Source organism: Micromonospora sp. NPDC051300, from assembly GCF_044455315.1.
GTDB lineage: Bacteria > Actinomycetota > Actinomycetes > Mycobacteriales > Micromonosporaceae > Micromonospora > Micromonospora robiginosa.
This window is the reverse complement of record NZ_JBITEP010000021.1, coordinates 18,900-34,092: the sequence shown is the minus strand read 5'-3', so window position 1 is coordinate 34,092 and position 15,193 is coordinate 18,900. Positions and strand designations below refer to the sequence as shown.

Sequence of the window (15,193 nt, the reverse complement as noted above, 5' to 3'; positions counted from 1 at the left end):
TCTAGTCTCGCACGTGTCGCACCGAACTCCGCTCAGCCGCAACGGCGACGTTGCGACTCTCACCCCTGCTCAGAGGTGCAAGGAGGGGCCCCTTCTTAACAGACGTCTGTTAAGAAGGGGCCCCTCCTTCGCATCAGAAGCGGGCGGGCTCGCGGTAGACGCCCCACTCGGCGCGCAGCGCGTCGCAGATCTCGCCCAGGGTGGCCTCGGCGCGGACCGCGTCCAGCATCGCCGGGATCATGTTCTCCCCGGTCCGGCCGACCTCCACCATCCGGCGCACGGCGGCGGTGACGGCGGCGTCGTCGCGGGCCGACTTGCGCTCGGCCAGCACCCGGCGCTGCTCCAGCTCCACCTCGTGCGAGATGCGCAGGATCTCCAGCTCCTTGGCGACCGTGCCGGTGTGGCAGTTGACGCCGACGATCTTCTTGTCGCCCTTCTCCAGCGCCTGCTGGTAGGCGAACGCCGACTCGGCGATGTGCCCGGTGAACCAGCCGTCCTCGATGCCGCGCAGGATGCCGGAGGTCACCGGGCCGATCCTGTGCGGGCCGTCGCCGCCGAGCTGCCGGATCCGCGCGAAGATCTCCTCCGCCTCGGCCTCGATCCGGTCGGTGAGCGCCTCGACGTACCAGGCGCCGCCGAGCGGGTCGGCCACGTTCGTCACCCCGGTCTCCTCCATCAGCACCTGCTGGGTACGCAGGGCGATCTCGGCGGACTCGTCGGTGGGCAGCGCGAGCGTCTCGTCCAGCGCGTTGGTGTGCAGCGAGTTGGTGCCGCCGAGCACCGCCGCGAGGGCCTCGACCGCGGTGCGTACCACGTTGTTGACCGGCTGCTGGGCGGTCAGCGACACCCCGGCGGTCTGCGTGTGGAACCGCAGCCACTGCGCCTTCTCGCTGGTGGCACCGTAGACGTCGCGCAGCCAGCGGGCCCAGATCCGGCGGGCGGCGCGGAACTTGGCGATCTCCTCGAAGAAGTCGAGGTGGGAGTCGAAGAAGAAGCTCAGCCCGGGGGCGAAGACGTTGACGTCCAGCCCGCGCGACAGACCCAGCTCGACATAGCCGAAGCCGTCGGCGAGCGTGTACGCCAGCTCCTGCGCGGCGGTCGAGCCGGCCTCGCGGATGTGGTAGCCGGAGACCGAGAGCGGCTTGTAGCGCGGGATCTCGGTGGCGCAGTATTCCATCAGGTCGCCGATCAGGCGCAGGTGCGGCTCGGGGTCGAACAGCCACTCCTTCTGTGCGATGTACTCCTTGAAGATGTCCGTCTGGAGCGTGCCGTCCAGCGTGGACAGGTCGGCGCCCTGCCGCTCGGCGGCGACCAGGTACATGCAGAACACCGGAACGGCCGGGCCGGAGATGGTCATCGAGGTGGTCACGCCGGCCAGGTCGATGCCGTCGAAGAGCACCTCCATGTCGGCGGCCGAGTCGACCGCCACGCCGCAGTGGCCGACCTCGCCGAGCGACTGCGGGTCGTCCGAGTCGCGCCCCATCAGCGTCGGCATGTCGAAGGCGACGGAGAGGCCGCCGCCACCGGCGCCGAGGATCATCTTGTAGCGCTCGTTCGTCTGCCGGGCGTTGCCGAACCCGGCGAACTGCCGGATGGTCCAGGCCCGTCCGCGATAACCGGTCGGGTGCAGACCCCGGGTGTACGGGAACTCGCCCGGCCAGCCGATCCGCTCGAAACCGGGGTACGCGGTCCCGTCCGGCGGGCCGTACACCGGGTCGACGGACAGGCCGGAGAGCGTGGTGAAGTCCGCGTCGCGCTTGCGGGCGGCGTCGTAGCGGGCCTGCCAGCGGGCTCGGCCAGCGGCGATCTCGTCAGCGTCCATGCGCGGAGCTCCTCCTCGGGTCCTCGTGAAGACCGAGTGTAGAACGCCAGCCTGAACGATCGCTAAGTATGTGCGTACCGGCCGGTAACCGGATCAGGCGGACGGGACCACCGGGCCACCCAGCGCCACGTCGTCGACCTTGATGTTGATCTCGTCGACGCGCAGCCCGTACGACTCCACGGCGGACGTGACCGCGACCCGTACGCCGTCGGTGACCTGCGGAACCGGGTGCCCGCCGTCGATCACGATGACCAGGTTGACCACCGCCGCGCCGTTCGTGACGTGCGCCGTGCAGCCGCGCCGCGCGTCGCCGACCTGGTCCAGTCCGACCCGGTCGAGCACGGCGTTGAAGAAGCGGGCCACGTCGCCGCCCAGCTCAGCCACGCCGGGCACCGACTTCGCGGCGGCCACCGCGATCTTCTCCACCACCTCGTCGGCGACGTGCGTGGCCCCGCCGGCCGTCGCGTCCGGCGTCACCGACAGCTCCTGCGTAGCCTCGTGCTCCACGCCTGATCCCCATCCCCTCGCCCGAACCGACCACGGCAGCGTACAAGCCCCGGGAAGGTGGCGGGTCAGGAGCCGAGCTGGGCCACCAGCTCGTCGGCCGCCGCGTACGGGTCGGTGGCGCCCTTGGCCACCTGGGCCGCGAGCGTGGCGAGCTGCGTACCGTCGCGCAGCGAGCCGATCCGGTTCCGCAGGGTGCCCAGCGCGATGGCCTCGATCTCGGCGGCGGCCCGCGCCTCCCGGCGGCGGCGCAGCTCGTCGTGGCGCTCCAGCCAGTCGCGGTGCTTGTCGATCGCGGCCGCGATGTCGTCGATGCCCTCGGCCCGCGCGGCGATCGCGCGCACCACCTGCGGGCGCCACTCCCCCGGCCCGCGCTCGCCGAGCGCGATCATGCCCTGGATGTCGCGCACGGTGGCGTCGACGCCGTCCCGGTCGGCCTTGTTGACCACGAAGACGTCGGCGATCTCCAGGATGCCGGCCTTGACCGCCTGGATCGCGTCGCCCATGCCCGGGGCGAGCAGCACCAGCGTGGTGTCGGCGAGCGAGGCCACCTCCACCTCGGCCTGCCCGACCCCGACGGTCTCGACCAGCACCACGTCACAGCCGGCGCCCTCCAGCACGCGGACCGCCTGGGGCGTCGCGGCGGAGAGCCCGCCGAGGTGGCCCCGGCTGGACATCGAGCGGATGTAGACGCCGGGATCGGTGGCGTGGTCCTGCATCCGGACCCGGTCGCCGAGGATCGCCCCGCCGGTGAACGGGCTGGACGGGTCGATGGCCAGCACGCCGACCCGGTGACCGCGCGCCCGCAGCGCGCGTACCAGCTCGTTCGTGGTGGTGGACTTGCCCACGCCCGGCGAACCGGTCAGGCCGACCACCTGGGCGTGCCCGGCGTAGGGCGCCAGCGCGGCCGCGACCTGCGGCAGCACCTCGTCGCCGGACTCGACCAGGGTGATCAGCCGGGCGACCGCGCGGGGGTCGCCCGCGCGGGCCCGCTCGACCAGCAGGGGTACGTCCCGGCTGCGGCGCACCGGGCCGGTGCCCGGGTTGGTCACGTCACTCACGCGTGCGACTCGCCGCCCGTCGGCACGTGGATGATCAGCGCGTCGCCCTGGCCGCCGCCGCCGCAGAGCGCGGCCGCCCCGGTGCCGCCGCCGCGCCGCTTCAGCTCCAGCGCGAGCGTGAGCACCAGCCGGGCGCCGGACATGCCGATCGGGTGGCCGAGTGCGATCGCGCCGCCGTTGACGTTGACCTTGTCCGCGCTGATCCCGAGGTCGCGGGTGGACTGGATGCCGACCGCCGCGAACGCCTCGTTGATCTCGATGAGGTCGAGGTCGTCCAGGCCGAGGCCGCCCTTCTTCAGGGCGTGGTTGATGGCGTTGGACGGCTGCGAGTGCAGGGAGTTGTCCGGTCCGGCCACGTTGCCGTGCGCGCCGATCTCGGCCAGCCAGGTGAGCCCCAGCTCGGTCGCCTTGGCCTTGCTCATCACGACCACCGCGGCGGCGCCGTCGGAGATCGGCGAGGAGCTGCCGGCGGTGATGGTCCCGTCCTTGGCGAAGGCGGGCCGCAGCCGGCCCAGCGACTCGGCGGTGGTGTCCGGCCGGATGCCCTCGTCCTCGCTGATCACCAGCGGGTCGCCCTTGCGCTGCGGGATGATCACCGGGGTGATCTCCTCGGCGAAGTGACCGTTCTTCTGGGCGGCGGCGGCACGCTGGTGGCTGGCGGCCGCGAAGGTGTCCTGCTCCTCGCGGGTGATGCCGTGCCGCGCGCCGTGCCGCTCGGTGGACTCGCCCATCGAGCAGCAGTCCCAGGCGTCGGTGAGGCCGTCGAGGGCCATGTGGTCCTTGACCGTCACGTCGCCGTACTTGTAGCCGGAACGCTGCCCGAGCAGCAGGTGCGGTGCGTTGGTCATCGACTCCATGCCGCCGGCGACGACGACGTCGAACTCGCCGGCCCGAATGAGCTGGTCGGCCAGCGCGATCGCGTCCAGCCCGGAGAGGCAGACCTTGTTGATGGTCAGCGCCGGGGTGGACATCGGGATGCCGGCCTCCACGGCCGCCTGGCGGGCCGGGATCTGACCGGCGCCGGCCTGGAGCACCTGCCCCATGATCACGTACTGCACCTGGTCGGGTGCCACGCCGGCGCGCTCCAGCGCCGCCTTGATCGCGATGCCGCCGAGCCTGGTCGCCGGGAGGTCCTTGAGGTTGCCCAGCAGGCGCCCCATCGGGGTCCGCGCGCCGCTGACGATCACCGAAGCCATGCCTGCCTCCGAGGGGGGTGCCGACCTGTACGCCTTAACGATTGTTCGGTCAGACTAGCGCCATGGCTGAGAACTCCTCCGTCGAGCCCGCTGCCGAGTTTGTCACAGACATCGGTCTGCGCCGCATCGACCACGTCGGGATCGCGGTCGCGGACCTGGACGCCGCGATCGACTTCTACCAGCGCACCTTCGGCATGCGCTGCGTGCACACCGAGACGAACGACGAGCAGGGCGTACGCGAGGCGATGCTGGCGGTCGGACCGGACGCCTCCGGCGGCATGGTGCAGTTGCTCGCCCCGCTCTCGCCGGACACCACGATCGGCAAGTTCCTGGACAAGCGGGGCCCGGGCATCCAGCAGGTCGCCTACACGGTGGCGGACATCGACGTGGCCTGCGCGGCGCTGCGCGAGCGTGGCGTCCGGCTGCTCTACGACGCCCCTCGCCGGGGCACGTCCGACTCCCGGGTCAACTTCGTGCACCCGAAGGACGCCGGCGGCGTGCTGATCGAGTTGGTCCAGCCCGCCTGAGGTGTAAGGAGGGGCCCCTTGTTAACACCCGTCTGTTAACAAGGGGCCCCTCCTAACACGTGGGAAGCCGCGCGGCCATGCGCGGTTCCGCGTTCCCACGGACAGCTCCACGCATCGGCCGATGCAGTTTTTCACAGAGGGCTTCCCGCCCAAGCTACCGTTCAGTAACGTCCCGCCCCACAGGAGCGCGACCGGTGCCGGATGTGTCGATTGCCGACATGGCGGTCCCGTCGCACCGGCGCCGACGATGGCAGCACCCCTGCCCCCGGTGCGGGTGCTGACGAACGGGAGGTCACCGTGCAGGACATCCTTGAAGCGATCATGGCGGCGGAGGGCTCGGCGCGGCCGGAGCGGGAACTCGCCGGCCTGGCCGGGCTTCCGGTGCCGGAGAGCTACCGCGGCGTGGTGGTCCGCGCCGAGGACACCCGCATGTTCGACGGCATGGCCACCCGGGACAAGGACCCGCGCAAGGCACTGCACGTCCAGGAGGTGCCCACCCCCGAGCTGGGGCCGGGCGAGGCGCTTGTCGCGGTGATGGCCAGCGCGATCAACTACAACACGGTGTGGACGAGCATCTTCGAGCCGCTGCCCACGTTCAAGTTCCTCCAGCGCTACGGCCGGCTCTCCGAGCTGACCCGCCGGCACGACCTGCCGTACCACGTGGTCGGCTCGGACGCGGCCGGCGTGGTGCTGCGGACCGGGCCCGGCGTGACCCGGTGGAAGGCCGGCGACGAGGTGGTCGCGCACTGCCTGTCGGTCGAGCTGGAGGACGCCGCCGGCCACGACGACACGATGCTCGACCCGCAGCAGCGGATCTGGGGCTTCGAGACCAACTTCGGCGGCCTGGCCGAGCTGTGCGTGGTCAAGGCCAACCAGCTCATGCCGAAGCCGCGCCACCTGAGCTGGGAGGAGGCGGCCAGCCCCGGGCTGGTCAACTCCACCGCGTACCGGCAGCTCGTCTCGCACCACGGGGCGAACATGAAGCAGGGCGACGTGGTGCTGATCTGGGGCGCGTCCGGCGGCCTGGGCGGCTACGCCACCCAGATGGCGCTGAACGGCGGCGCGATCCCGGTCTGCGTGGTCTCCTCGCCGGAGAAGGCCGAGCTGTGCCGGAAGATGGGCGCCGAGCTGGTCATCGACCGCACCGCCGAGGGCTTCCGGTTCTGGAAGGACGAGGACACCCAGGACCAGGACGAGTGGCGTCGGTTCGGCGAGCGGATCCGCGAGCTGACCGGTGGCGAGGACCCGGACATCGTGTTCGAGCACCCGGGCCGGGAGACGTTCGGCGCCAGCGTCTACGTCGCCAAGAAGGGCGGCACGATCGTCACCTGCGCCTCCACCAGTGGCTTCCTGCACCAGTACGACAACCGCTACCTGTGGATGCACCTCAAGCGCATCGTCGGCAGCCACTTCGCCAACTACCACGAGGCGTGGCAGGCCAACCGGCTGGTCGCGCTCGGCAAGGTGCACCCGACCGTGTCGCGGACCTACCCGCTGGAGCAGACCGGGCAGGCCGCGTACGAGGTGCACCGCAACGCGCACCAGGGCAAGGTCGGCGTGCGCTGCCTGGCGCCCGCGGACGGGCTCGGCGTGCGGGACGCCGAGCTGCGCGCCCGCCACGAAAGCGCGATCAACAGGTTCCGCGGTCACTGACCGTACGGCGGCGCCGGATTGCCTTTCCGGCGGACCGTGACGCCATTCGACTGGCGTGAAGACAGTCATGCGGACAAAGGGCCGCGGGTGCCGACCCGCGGCCCTTTCCGGTCACCGCCGCCGTGAGCCCGTCGTGCCCGGGACCTGCCAAGATCGCCGGTTGGTCCGGTCCCCCCGATCGGGCGAGTTGACCATGTAAAGAGGACGCGAAAGCTGCCGACCACTCTTGCGAACCACCCTGGGGCGTCTGCGAGTATGTCCCAATGCCCCAGCAGCAGTCCTCCCCTCTTGCGTTCTTCGATAACGCGAACTCACAGCCCGATTTCACTGTTGGCCTGCGCGGATACAACACCAACCAGGTCGACGACTTCATCGGCCGGCTGAGCGCCGCACTGAGCCAGTCCGAGCAGGCCCGCGCCGAGGCCGAGCAGCGGATGAACGACGCCCAGCGCCGGCTCCGGCAGGCCGAGCAGCGCCAGGGCGCGCTCGAGCAGAAGCTCACCGAGACCAACAAGCAGCTCGAGGAGAACAGCCGGCCGACCCTCTCCGGCCTGGGCACCCGCGTCGAGCAGATCCTCCGGCTGGCCGAGGAACAGGCCAACGACCACCGCAACGAGGCCAAGCGCGAGTCGGAGGGCATCCTCTCCGCCGCCCGCCTCGAGGCCCGGGAGATCACCGACAAGGCGCGCGCCGAGGCGGCCGCGATGAAGGCCACCGCCGAGCGCGAGGCCGGCAGCGTCCGCACCGCCGCCGAGCGTGAGGCCGCCGAGGTGCGCGTGCAGGCCCGCCGGGAGGCGGACACGCTGCGCGCCGACGCCGACCGGGAGACCAAGCAGCTGCGTACGGTCACCGCGCACGAGGTGGCCGAGCTGAAGTCGACAGTCGAGCGGGAGGTCGCCACCCTGCGCGCCACCGCCGAGCGGGAGATCACCCAGCAGCGGGCCAAGGCGGCCCGGGAGGCCGAGGAGAAGCGGGCCGAGGCGACCAAGCTGCTCACCGACGCGCGCGACAAGCGCGACAAGGACCTGCAGGCCCTGGAGCTGCAGCTCGCCGAGCGGCGCGAGAAGGCCGAGCGCGAGGAGTCGGCGCGGCACGCCGCCCAGGTCAGCCAGACCCAGAAGATGGTCAACGAGGCCGAGCAGCGGGCCCGGGCCGCCCAGGAGCGGGCGAAGGAGATCGAGCAGCGGGCCGAGGCCCGCCGGGTCGAGTCCGAGCGCACCGCCAACGACACCGTCGACAAGGCCAAGGCGCTGGCCGACAAGACGCTGAACGAGGCCCGGGCCGAGTCGCAGCGGGTGCTCAACGAGGCCCGCACCGAGGCCGAGCTGACCACCCAGGCGGCCCGTCGCGAGGTCGAGGACCTCACCCGCCAGAAGGACGCGGTGACCTCGCAGCTCGGGCAGATGCTCTCCGGCCTGGCCGGCATCGTGCCGGGCGTGCCGGCGGGCGGCAACAAGGCCGAGGCGCCGAAGGCCGACGCCGGGCAGAAGGTCACGGCCGAGTCGGCCGGCTGAGCACCACCCGCTGACGGGGCATGAGCCGCGGCGCGGAGTGACACCGGGTGACCGGTGCCACTCCGCGCCGTCATGCTTTCCCCGGCCCGTTTCGCCACGAGGGTGAAGTAGGTCCCAGAAGGGGCGTCCGTATCGCCCCCACAGAGCCGGATGCGTGTGAGGATGGGGGCATGTCGCACGGCGAGGAACTGTTCGCGCTCGGCGGGGACGTGACCACGGAGCCCAGCTTCGAGTCCGCGCTGCGGGGATACGAGAAACGACAGGTCGACCGCTACGTCGCCCGCGCGGAACACGAGATCGCGGCGCTGACCACCGAGCGGGAGCAGGCGTACACCCAGATCCACAAGCTGGCCGGCCAGGTCGAGGTGCTGCAACGCGACCTCGCCCAGGTGCGCAAGCAGGTGGGTGTGGTCGACCGCGCCTCGTTCCGCCACCTCGGTCCCCGGATCGAGCAGATCCTCACCATGGCCGAGGAGCAGGCCGACGACATCCTCGCCGCCGCGAACGAGGAGATCGAGGCCCGCCGGGCCGCCGCCGAGCACATCGTCGAGGAGGCCCGGGAGCAGGCCGCGCAGGCGCTCAAGGACTTCGAGATCGCGCTCGCCGCGCGCCGGGCCGAGGAGGAGCGGCACACCGCCGCCCGCCGGGCCGAGGCCGAGGCGACGCTGAAGGCGGCCAAGGACGAGTCCGCCAAGCTGCGTACGGCCGCCCAGGACGAGGCCGAGAAGCTGCGCCGGACCGCCCAGGACGCGCTGGCCAAGGCCCAGCAGGAGGCCACCCAGCTACGGGACACCGCCAAGGAGATCCACTCCCGCGCCCAGCAGGAGGCCGCACGGCTGCGTGAGTCGGCCAAGGAGGCGCTGGCCAAGGCCCAGCAGGAGGCCAACCAGCTGCGCGAGGCGGCCAAGGAGGTGCACGCCAAGGGGCAGCAGGAGGCCAAGCGGCTCACCGACGCCGCCGCCGAGGCCGGTCGGGCCACCCACGCCAAGGCGCTGGCCGAGGCCAAGAAGATCGTGGACGACGCGGACGAGGCCGCGAAGGCCACCCGCGGCCGGGCCCGCACCGAGGCCAACCGGCTCACCGCCGAGGCCGTCGACGCCGGCAAGCGCAATCGCGCCGAGGTCGAGGCGTACGTGCAGCGCATGCGCACCGAGACCGAGGCGTACGTGCAGCAGTCCCGCGCCCAGACCCAGCAGGAGCTGGGCGCCTGGCGGGCCGGGGTGGAGAAGGAGGTGGCCGGGCAGCGGGAGAAGGCGGAGAAGGAGCTGGCCCAACGCCGCGCCGCCGCCGAGCAGGAGTTCGCCAAGCGCCGCGACGACCTCGACAAGCAGCACACCTCCCGGCACGCGGAGCTGGAGCAGGCGTACACCACCCGGCGCGACGAGATCGAGCGGAACGCCGCGAGCATCCGGCAGGCCGCCGAGGAAGACGCGCTGACCATGCGGCAGCAGGCCGAGCTGGAGGCCGCCGAGCTGCTGCGCCGGGCCGAGGCGGGCGCCACCGAGCAGCGCCGCAAGGCCGACGAGCACGTCGCGGCCTCGCGTCGCCAGTTCGAGGAGTACGCGGCCACCACCCAGCAGCACCTGGCCACCACCCAGCAGCACCTCGCCGCCACCCAGCAGGAGGTGGCCGCCGGTCGGCAGCAGCTCGCCGGGGTGATGCTGGAGATCGCCAAGGCGCAGCAGGAGCTGGCCGACCTGCGCACCGAAACCTGGAAGTCCCGCCAGGAGTCCGACGACCTGGAGAGCCGGCTCACCGCGCTGCGCCGGGACGCCGACTCGGCCGGCATCACGGCCACCCCGGTCGACCCCGGTGACCTCGCCACCGCCGCCAACGGCGGCCGGCCGGCAGGCGACGGCGTGCCCGTGGGCAGCGGTGCCCTGGCCGGCAGCGGCACGGCGAAGGGCACGGCCGCGGTGGCGGCCAACGGTGCCGGACCGGAGAAGGGTGGCGAACGGACGACAGGCGAGCCGGCGGAGGCCGGGCAGGCGAAGCCGATCGCCGAGCCGGTGACCACGATGGATTCCGCCGCCGGCGCGGGCGTCGACGGTGAGCCCACGGTGGCCGCCGTGCCGGGCGAGGGTGGCCGGGGCGCCACCGCCACGAAGATCACCAGCACCGGCGAGAACGGCAAGCGCCCGACCAAGCCCACCACGGACGAGCGCAGCGCCAAGCCGAGCGCCGTCACCGTCGACAAGGACTGACCTCCAGGCGTCCGTTGCCGCCGACACGGAACGCTCGACACGACATCGCGGTGCCTCCACCTGCCGGTGAGTCCGCCGTTCCACGCACGCTCCGGCAAACCCTCGAGTGGAACGCCACGGGTGCGTCCGCGCACCCGACACACCCATCGTGTTCCACTCGCCCACGACCAAGCCCGTGAGTGGAACGCCACGGGTGCGTCCGGGCACCCGAGACACCCATGGTGTTCCACTCGCCCACGACCAGGCCCGTGAGTGGAACGCTATGGGTGTGCCGGCGGGAAGTGGCGGAGGGATGGTCGACGCAGAACCGGGCCGCTAGTCTGCGGGCAGAGGACGCGGCGGCGACACGGGGCTCGTCACGAGTCGCTCGGACGCGCCGATCGGGGCAACGGGGAGCGGGAGGCACGGGTGTCGCTGGAGGGATCCGCCGCCCCGGACGACGACCCGTTCGAGGCACTGCGACCGGAGCCGGAGCCGACCGATCCCAGGGGCGAGGCCGCAGCGAGGGACGGCGATCCCGCCCGGCCTCCGAATCCCGGCGGTCTCCGCGACGCCCGAACCGGGTCCGGTCCGCTCATCCCGTCGGGAAGCAGCGGCACGAGGCCCTCCGGCACCGGGCGCTCCGGCGGAACGCCCGGGGGCGGCGACACCGGGCGCACCGACAGTGCCGCCGACCGCACCCGCACCGACGCCGGAAGCACCGACGCCGGGAACACCGACGCCGGAAGCATCCACGCCGGGAGCATCGACGGTGGGAGCGTCACGGCCGAGGTCGAGCCCGGTGAGTTCGAGCCGTCCGGACGCTTCGGCGTGCCGGGGCGACCGCTGCGGCGCAACAGCTTCCTGGTCGGGTTCACCGGCGCGCTCGGCGTGCTGCTGGCGTACGCGGTCTTCCTGGGCGTCCGCAACGCGGCAGGCATCCTGGTCCTGGTGGTGATCGCGCTCTTCCTGGCGGTCGGCCTGCACCCGGCGGTGGTCCGGCTGCGGGGCTGGGGGCTGCCGCACGGGCTGGCCGTGACGGTGGTGACGCTGACCGTGGTGCTGCTGATCGTCGGCGGGCTGCTGGCGCTGGTGCCCCCGGTGGTGACCCAGTCCGGGCAGTTCGTCCAGCAGTTGCCCGGCTACGTCGAGGACCTGCGCCGCAATCCCACGGTCAACGATCTCGTGGTCCGCTACGACGTGATGGAGCGGGTCCGGTCGGCGGCGAACGCGGACACCATCGGCCGGGCACTCGGCGGCGTCCTCGGCGGGGCACAACTGATCTTCGGCACGATCTTCCGCGTGCTGACCGTGCTGGTGCTGACGATCTACTTCCTGGCCTACTTCAACCGGCTGCGCGACCTCGGATACGCGCTGGTGCCGCGCTCACGCCGGGAGCGGGTGCGGCTGATCGGCGACGAGATCCTCACCCGGGTCGGCGCGTACATGGTCGGCGCGCTGGCCATCGCGGTGCTGGCCGGGGCGAGCACGTTCGTGTTCGCGGTGGTGGTCGGCCTGCCGTACCCGTTCGCGCTGGCCGTGGTGGTGGCGGTGACCGACCTGATCCCGCAGATCGGCGCGACCCTGGGCGCGGTGGTGGTCACCCTGGTCGGCCTCGCCACCGACCTGCCGGTGGGCATCGCCTGCCTGGTGTTCTTCGTGGTCTACCAGCAGGTGGAGAACTACCTGATCTACCCGAAGATCATGCGGCGGGCGGTGTCGGTGAACGAGGTGGCCGCGCTGCTCGCCGCGCTCCTCGGGGTGTCGCTGCTGGGCGTGGTGGGCGCGTTGATCGCCATCCCCACGGTGGCCGCGTTGCAGTTGATCCTGCGCGAGGTGGTGCTGCCCCGCCAGGACGCGCGCTGAGCCGTCAGTCGGCGCTGCGCTGGGCCGGGCCGGGCACCGGGGTCTCGGCGAACGCGGCCACCGTGCGGTCGGCGTACGAGCTGACGTCGCCGGTCTCCATCGGGCCGTCCCAGGTGGTCGGCAGCGGCAGCGGCACGTCGGGCGCGACCCGCCGGACGATCTCGTCGAGCACCCGCTCCGCGTCGCCGACCCAGAGGTGCTTGGCGCCGTCCACGCCGACCACCTCGGCCTGTGGAATCGCGGCGAACCGCCGGCGGGCCTCCTCCGGGCGCAGGTAATCGTCGAACTCCGGCACCAGGGCGGTGAGCGGCCGCCCCGAGGAGGCCCAGACCGTCAGGTCCTCCGGGGCGGAGAAGCGCAGCGGCGGGGAGAGCAGGATCGCGCCGGCCACTGCCGGGTCGCAGCCGTGCTTCAACGCCAGGTCGGTGCCGAACGACCAGCCCACCAGCCAGATGTTGGGCAGCTCGTGGAACTCGGCGTACTCGATCGCGGCGGCCACGTCGAACCGCTCGCCTACCGCGTTGTCGAACGCCCCCTCGCTGGTGCCCCGGACGCTGCTGGTGCCCCGGGTGTTGAACCGGAGCACGGCCAGGTCGGCCAGCGCGGGCAGCCGCCAGGCCGCCTTGCGGAACACGTGGCTGTCCATCATCCCGCCGTGGGTGGGCAGCGGGTGCAGGCAGATGAGCGTGCCGACCGGCTCGCGGTCCAGCGGCCGGGCCAGCTCGCCGACGAGCGTCAGCCCGTCGGCGGTGTGCAGCTCGATGTCCTCCCGGCGACCGGGCAGGATCGACGACGCGCGGATCGCAGTGCTCACCCCGCCAGTGTCCCGCGTCGTCGGCCCCACCGCCCGCCGGGGCGGGAACCGGGTGATCCAGATCGCTCAGCCGTGGCGGGGGGCGCCGCGCCCGCGCTGGAGGTTGGGGGCGCGGCGCTCCCGGGCCCGCCAGCAACCGCTGTGCCAGTGCCGGCGGTCGGTCAGGTCACCCCGGTCGTCGGCCGGCCAGGCCACCAGGTGCGGCACGCCCGGACGGATCTCCTGGTCACAGCCGGGACAGCGGTACGTCTTGGCGGACGCGCCGCCGCTGATCGCGCGTACCTGCCAGTCGCCGTCGCGCCACTGCTGCACGGTCGGCACGCCGTGCCGGGCTCGTTCGGCGTCCAGGCCGGGGCCTTCTTCCCGGCGGGGCCGATTGCGACGGGGACTCACGATCCCCAAGCCTACGACCCGAGCCCGAGCGATCTTGGCACAGGCACACCCCTTGAGGGGCAGTTCCCTACCGAGGTCTGGTGCGTGGCGAGTCAGGGCCAGGTCTGCGGGTCGGTCGGGTTCGCGGCCACCTTCGCGCCGGCCAGGAGCATCCCCGCCTCCGCCTCGGTGAACCCGGACGGTTCGGCTCCCGCAGCCGCCCACCGCAGCTGGGCGATCAGGTCCACTCTCGGCAGGCCGAGCAGTTCCAGGCTCGTACCGTCCGAGCTGAGGTACGCGGGTCGCCCGGCCACCGTCCGATTTCCCTCGGTCCGACCGCCGGCGACGTGGCTCGCGTAGCGGTAGCGCAGCCACATGTACTGCGTCCGCGCGCGGTTGATGGTCAGCTCCGCGGTCACCAGGCCCGGGAACGAGGAGACATCCACGTCGCAACCGGCGACCCGCGCGCCGCTCGGCAGCTCCGTCGGCCGCACCGGACTGGCGCAGCGGCGGGCGGTGTCCCAGCGGAGAACCTCCACCGCACGGCGCAACGCGTTCTGGTCGAGGTCCGTCGTGCTGGCGCGGGCGTACAACCCCGGCACCGGCTGCCAGCTCATCAGCAGCCCGGCCCTCCCCGACACGGGCCTGATGCTGCCGTCGAACGGCAACGGTTCCCGCACCACGTCCACCGGAAGCCCCTCGACCGGGAAGTCGTCCAGCCCTCCGGCCGCAGCGGTGACCTCGACCAGGACCGGCGTGCCGGCGCCGACGCGGAACCGGACCGATTCGATCGTCCCCTGGTGCGCCCCCCAGCCCAGATAACGAGCCCGCTCCGGGTCCACGCCGAAATGCAGCACCTGCGGATCGCTACCGACCAGGGTCGGCCCGGCCGCCGCCCCGGGCACCCCGTCGGCGAGCGGCGGCACCGGCGGCGGGGACACCCCCGGGGTGGTGGCGGTCCAGGGCATCCGCCCGGCCAGCCCGCCCACGTCCGCCTTCACCACGCCGACGAAGCCGAGCACGCCGACCAGGGCGAGCGCGGTCCCGGCGGTCATCCGGCGGCGTACCTGCCGACGCCGGCCGAGCGCGCGGGAACCGCGTAGCAGGCGGCGGGCGTCGATCTCCCCGTCGGCGCGTTCCCGCAGCACCGAGGCGATCCGCTGGTCGAGGTCGGTCACGGCCGGCTCCCCTTGGTCGTCGGGACGCCGCAGCGCTCCCGGAGGTGGGTGAGCGCCCGCATCGCGTGGGTGCGGACGGTGACCGGGGAGCAGTCGAGGATCTGGGCGATGGTGTGGTCGTCCAGATCCTCGTAGTAGCGCAGCACGAGCACGGCGCGCTGGCGGTCGGGCAGGGCGCGGATCAGCCGCCACATCTCGTCCCGGTCGGCCGCCTCGCCGTCCAGGTCGCCCCGCTCGGGCCGCTCGGCGAACGTGTCCACCGCCAGCTCACGGCTGGAGCGCCGCCGCCACCAGGAGTTGTTGGCGTTGACGAGCATCCGGCGCACGTAGACGTCGGGCCGGTCGGCGCGGGCGATCCGCCGCCAGTGCACGTACGCCCGGGCCAGCACGTCCTGGGTCAGGTCCTCGGCGCGGTGCGCGTCGCCGGTCAGCAGCCGGGCCAGGCGCAACAGGGCCGGGCCCCGGCTGCCGACGTACTCCTCGAAGGTCACACCCTCACGACG

13 protein-coding genes are annotated in these 15,193 nt (G+C 72.6%); 5 read left to right on the top strand and 8 right to left on the bottom strand.

Translation table 11 applies throughout. From position 1 onward, the window contains the following. Window positions 1–133 precede the first annotated feature (133 nt). The 4 genes from ACIA5A_RS21970 to ACIA5A_RS21955 form a co-directional block, all read right to left on the bottom strand. A complete protein-coding gene (locus ACIA5A_RS21970; RefSeq protein WP_396765289.1) occupies window positions 134–1,822 on the bottom strand; it encodes a methylmalonyl-CoA mutase in 1,689 nt (562 codons plus the stop codon). 93 nt (window positions 1,823–1,915) lie between these two features. Beyond that, complete coding sequence (locus ACIA5A_RS21965; protein ID WP_396765287.1) at window positions 1,916–2,329, bottom strand: Asp23/Gls24 family envelope stress response protein; 414 nt, start codon at window positions 2,327–2,329, stop codon at window positions 1,916–1,918. Between the two features lie 65 nt (window positions 2,330–2,394). After that, window positions 2,395–3,387 carry a methylmalonyl Co-A mutase-associated GTPase MeaB gene (gene meaB / locus ACIA5A_RS21960; protein ID WP_396765284.1) on the bottom strand — a complete coding sequence of 331 codons (993 nt, stop codon included), beginning with the start codon at window positions 3,385–3,387 and terminating at the stop codon, window positions 2,395–2,397. After that, a complete protein-coding gene (locus ACIA5A_RS21955) occupies window positions 3,384–4,583 on the bottom strand; it encodes an acetyl-CoA C-acetyltransferase (protein WP_396765281.1) in 1,200 nt (399 codons plus the stop codon). Before ACIA5A_RS21955 ends, meaB begins: the two co-directional genes overlap by 4 nt. 62 nt (window positions 4,584–4,645) lie before the next feature. Here ACIA5A_RS21955 and mce point away from each other — a divergent pair, with 62 nt between their 5' ends. The 5 genes from mce (at window position 4,646) to ACIA5A_RS21930 (ending at window position 12,326) form a co-directional block, all read left to right on the top strand. Further along, window positions 4,646–5,110 (top strand): methylmalonyl-CoA epimerase, encoded by a 465-nt coding sequence (gene mce, locus ACIA5A_RS21950; protein WP_396765277.1) that lies wholly within the window; start codon window positions 4,646–4,648, stop codon window positions 5,108–5,110. A 297-nt stretch (window positions 5,111–5,407) separates the two neighbouring features. Next, window positions 5,408–6,763: a crotonyl-CoA carboxylase/reductase gene (gene ccrA, locus ACIA5A_RS21945; protein ID WP_396765275.1), complete on the top strand. Its 1,356-nt coding sequence runs from the start codon at window positions 5,408–5,410 to the stop codon at window positions 6,761–6,763. Window positions 6,764–7,026: 263 nt separating this feature from the next. Beyond that, window positions 7,027–8,277 (top strand): DivIVA domain-containing protein, encoded by a 1,251-nt coding sequence (locus ACIA5A_RS21940; protein ID WP_396765272.1) that lies wholly within the window; start codon window positions 7,027–7,029, stop codon window positions 8,275–8,277. A gap of 170 nt (window positions 8,278–8,447) precedes the next feature. Continuing rightward, entirely contained in the window at window positions 8,448–10,481 is a 2,034-nt protein-coding gene (locus ACIA5A_RS21935) for a hypothetical protein (protein ID WP_396765269.1), read from the top strand. 744 nt (window positions 10,482–11,225) lie between these two features. Further along, window positions 11,226–12,326 carry an AI-2E family transporter gene (locus ACIA5A_RS21930; RefSeq protein ID WP_396765492.1) on the top strand — a complete coding sequence of 367 codons (1,101 nt, stop codon included), beginning with the start codon at window positions 11,226–11,228 and terminating at the stop codon, window positions 12,324–12,326. A gap of 4 nt (window positions 12,327–12,330) precedes the next feature. Here the strand turns inward: ACIA5A_RS21930 and ACIA5A_RS21925 are convergent, their stop codons facing one another. From ACIA5A_RS21925 to ACIA5A_RS21910, 4 genes are all read right to left on the bottom strand, one after another. Beyond that, window positions 12,331–13,140 carry an alpha/beta hydrolase gene (locus ACIA5A_RS21925; RefSeq protein ID WP_396765266.1) on the bottom strand — a complete coding sequence of 270 codons (810 nt, stop codon included), beginning with the start codon at window positions 13,138–13,140 and terminating at the stop codon, window positions 12,331–12,333. A gap of 66 nt (window positions 13,141–13,206) precedes the next feature. After that, window positions 13,207–13,533, bottom strand: a complete 327-nt coding sequence (locus ACIA5A_RS21920) for a hypothetical protein (RefSeq protein ID WP_396765263.1) — start codon at window positions 13,531–13,533, stop codon at window positions 13,207–13,209. Window positions 13,534–13,625: 92 nt separating this feature from the next. After that, on the bottom strand, window positions 13,626–14,690 hold the full coding sequence (locus ACIA5A_RS21915) for a hypothetical protein (RefSeq protein ID WP_396765260.1): 1,065 nt from the start codon (window positions 14,688–14,690) through the stop codon (window positions 13,626–13,628). Next, window positions 14,687–15,181 carry a SigE family RNA polymerase sigma factor gene (locus ACIA5A_RS21910; protein ID WP_396765257.1) on the bottom strand — a complete coding sequence of 165 codons (495 nt, stop codon included), beginning with the start codon at window positions 15,179–15,181 and terminating at the stop codon, window positions 14,687–14,689. The genes ACIA5A_RS21915 and ACIA5A_RS21910 overlap by 4 nt, the downstream gene beginning before the upstream one ends. Between the last annotated feature and the right edge of the window lie 12 nt (window positions 15,182–15,193).

Coding starts and splice junctions, on each gene's coding strand:
- ACIA5A_RS21970 (WP_396765289.1), bottom strand. CDS start 1,822: ATGGACGCTGACGAGATCGCCGCTGGCCGAGCCCGCTGGCAGGCCCGC.
- ACIA5A_RS21955 (WP_396765281.1), bottom strand. CDS start 4,583: ATGGCTTCGGTGATCGTCAGCGGCGCGCGGACCCCGATGGGGCGCCTG.
- mce (WP_396765277.1), top strand. CDS start 4,646: ATGGCTGAGAACTCCTCCGTCGAGCCCGCTGCCGAGTTTGTCACAGAC.
- ACIA5A_RS21940 (WP_396765272.1), top strand. CDS start 7,027: ATGCCCCAGCAGCAGTCCTCCCCTCTTGCGTTCTTCGATAACGCGAAC.
- ACIA5A_RS21935 (WP_396765269.1), top strand. CDS start 8,448: ATGTCGCACGGCGAGGAACTGTTCGCGCTCGGCGGGGACGTGACCACG.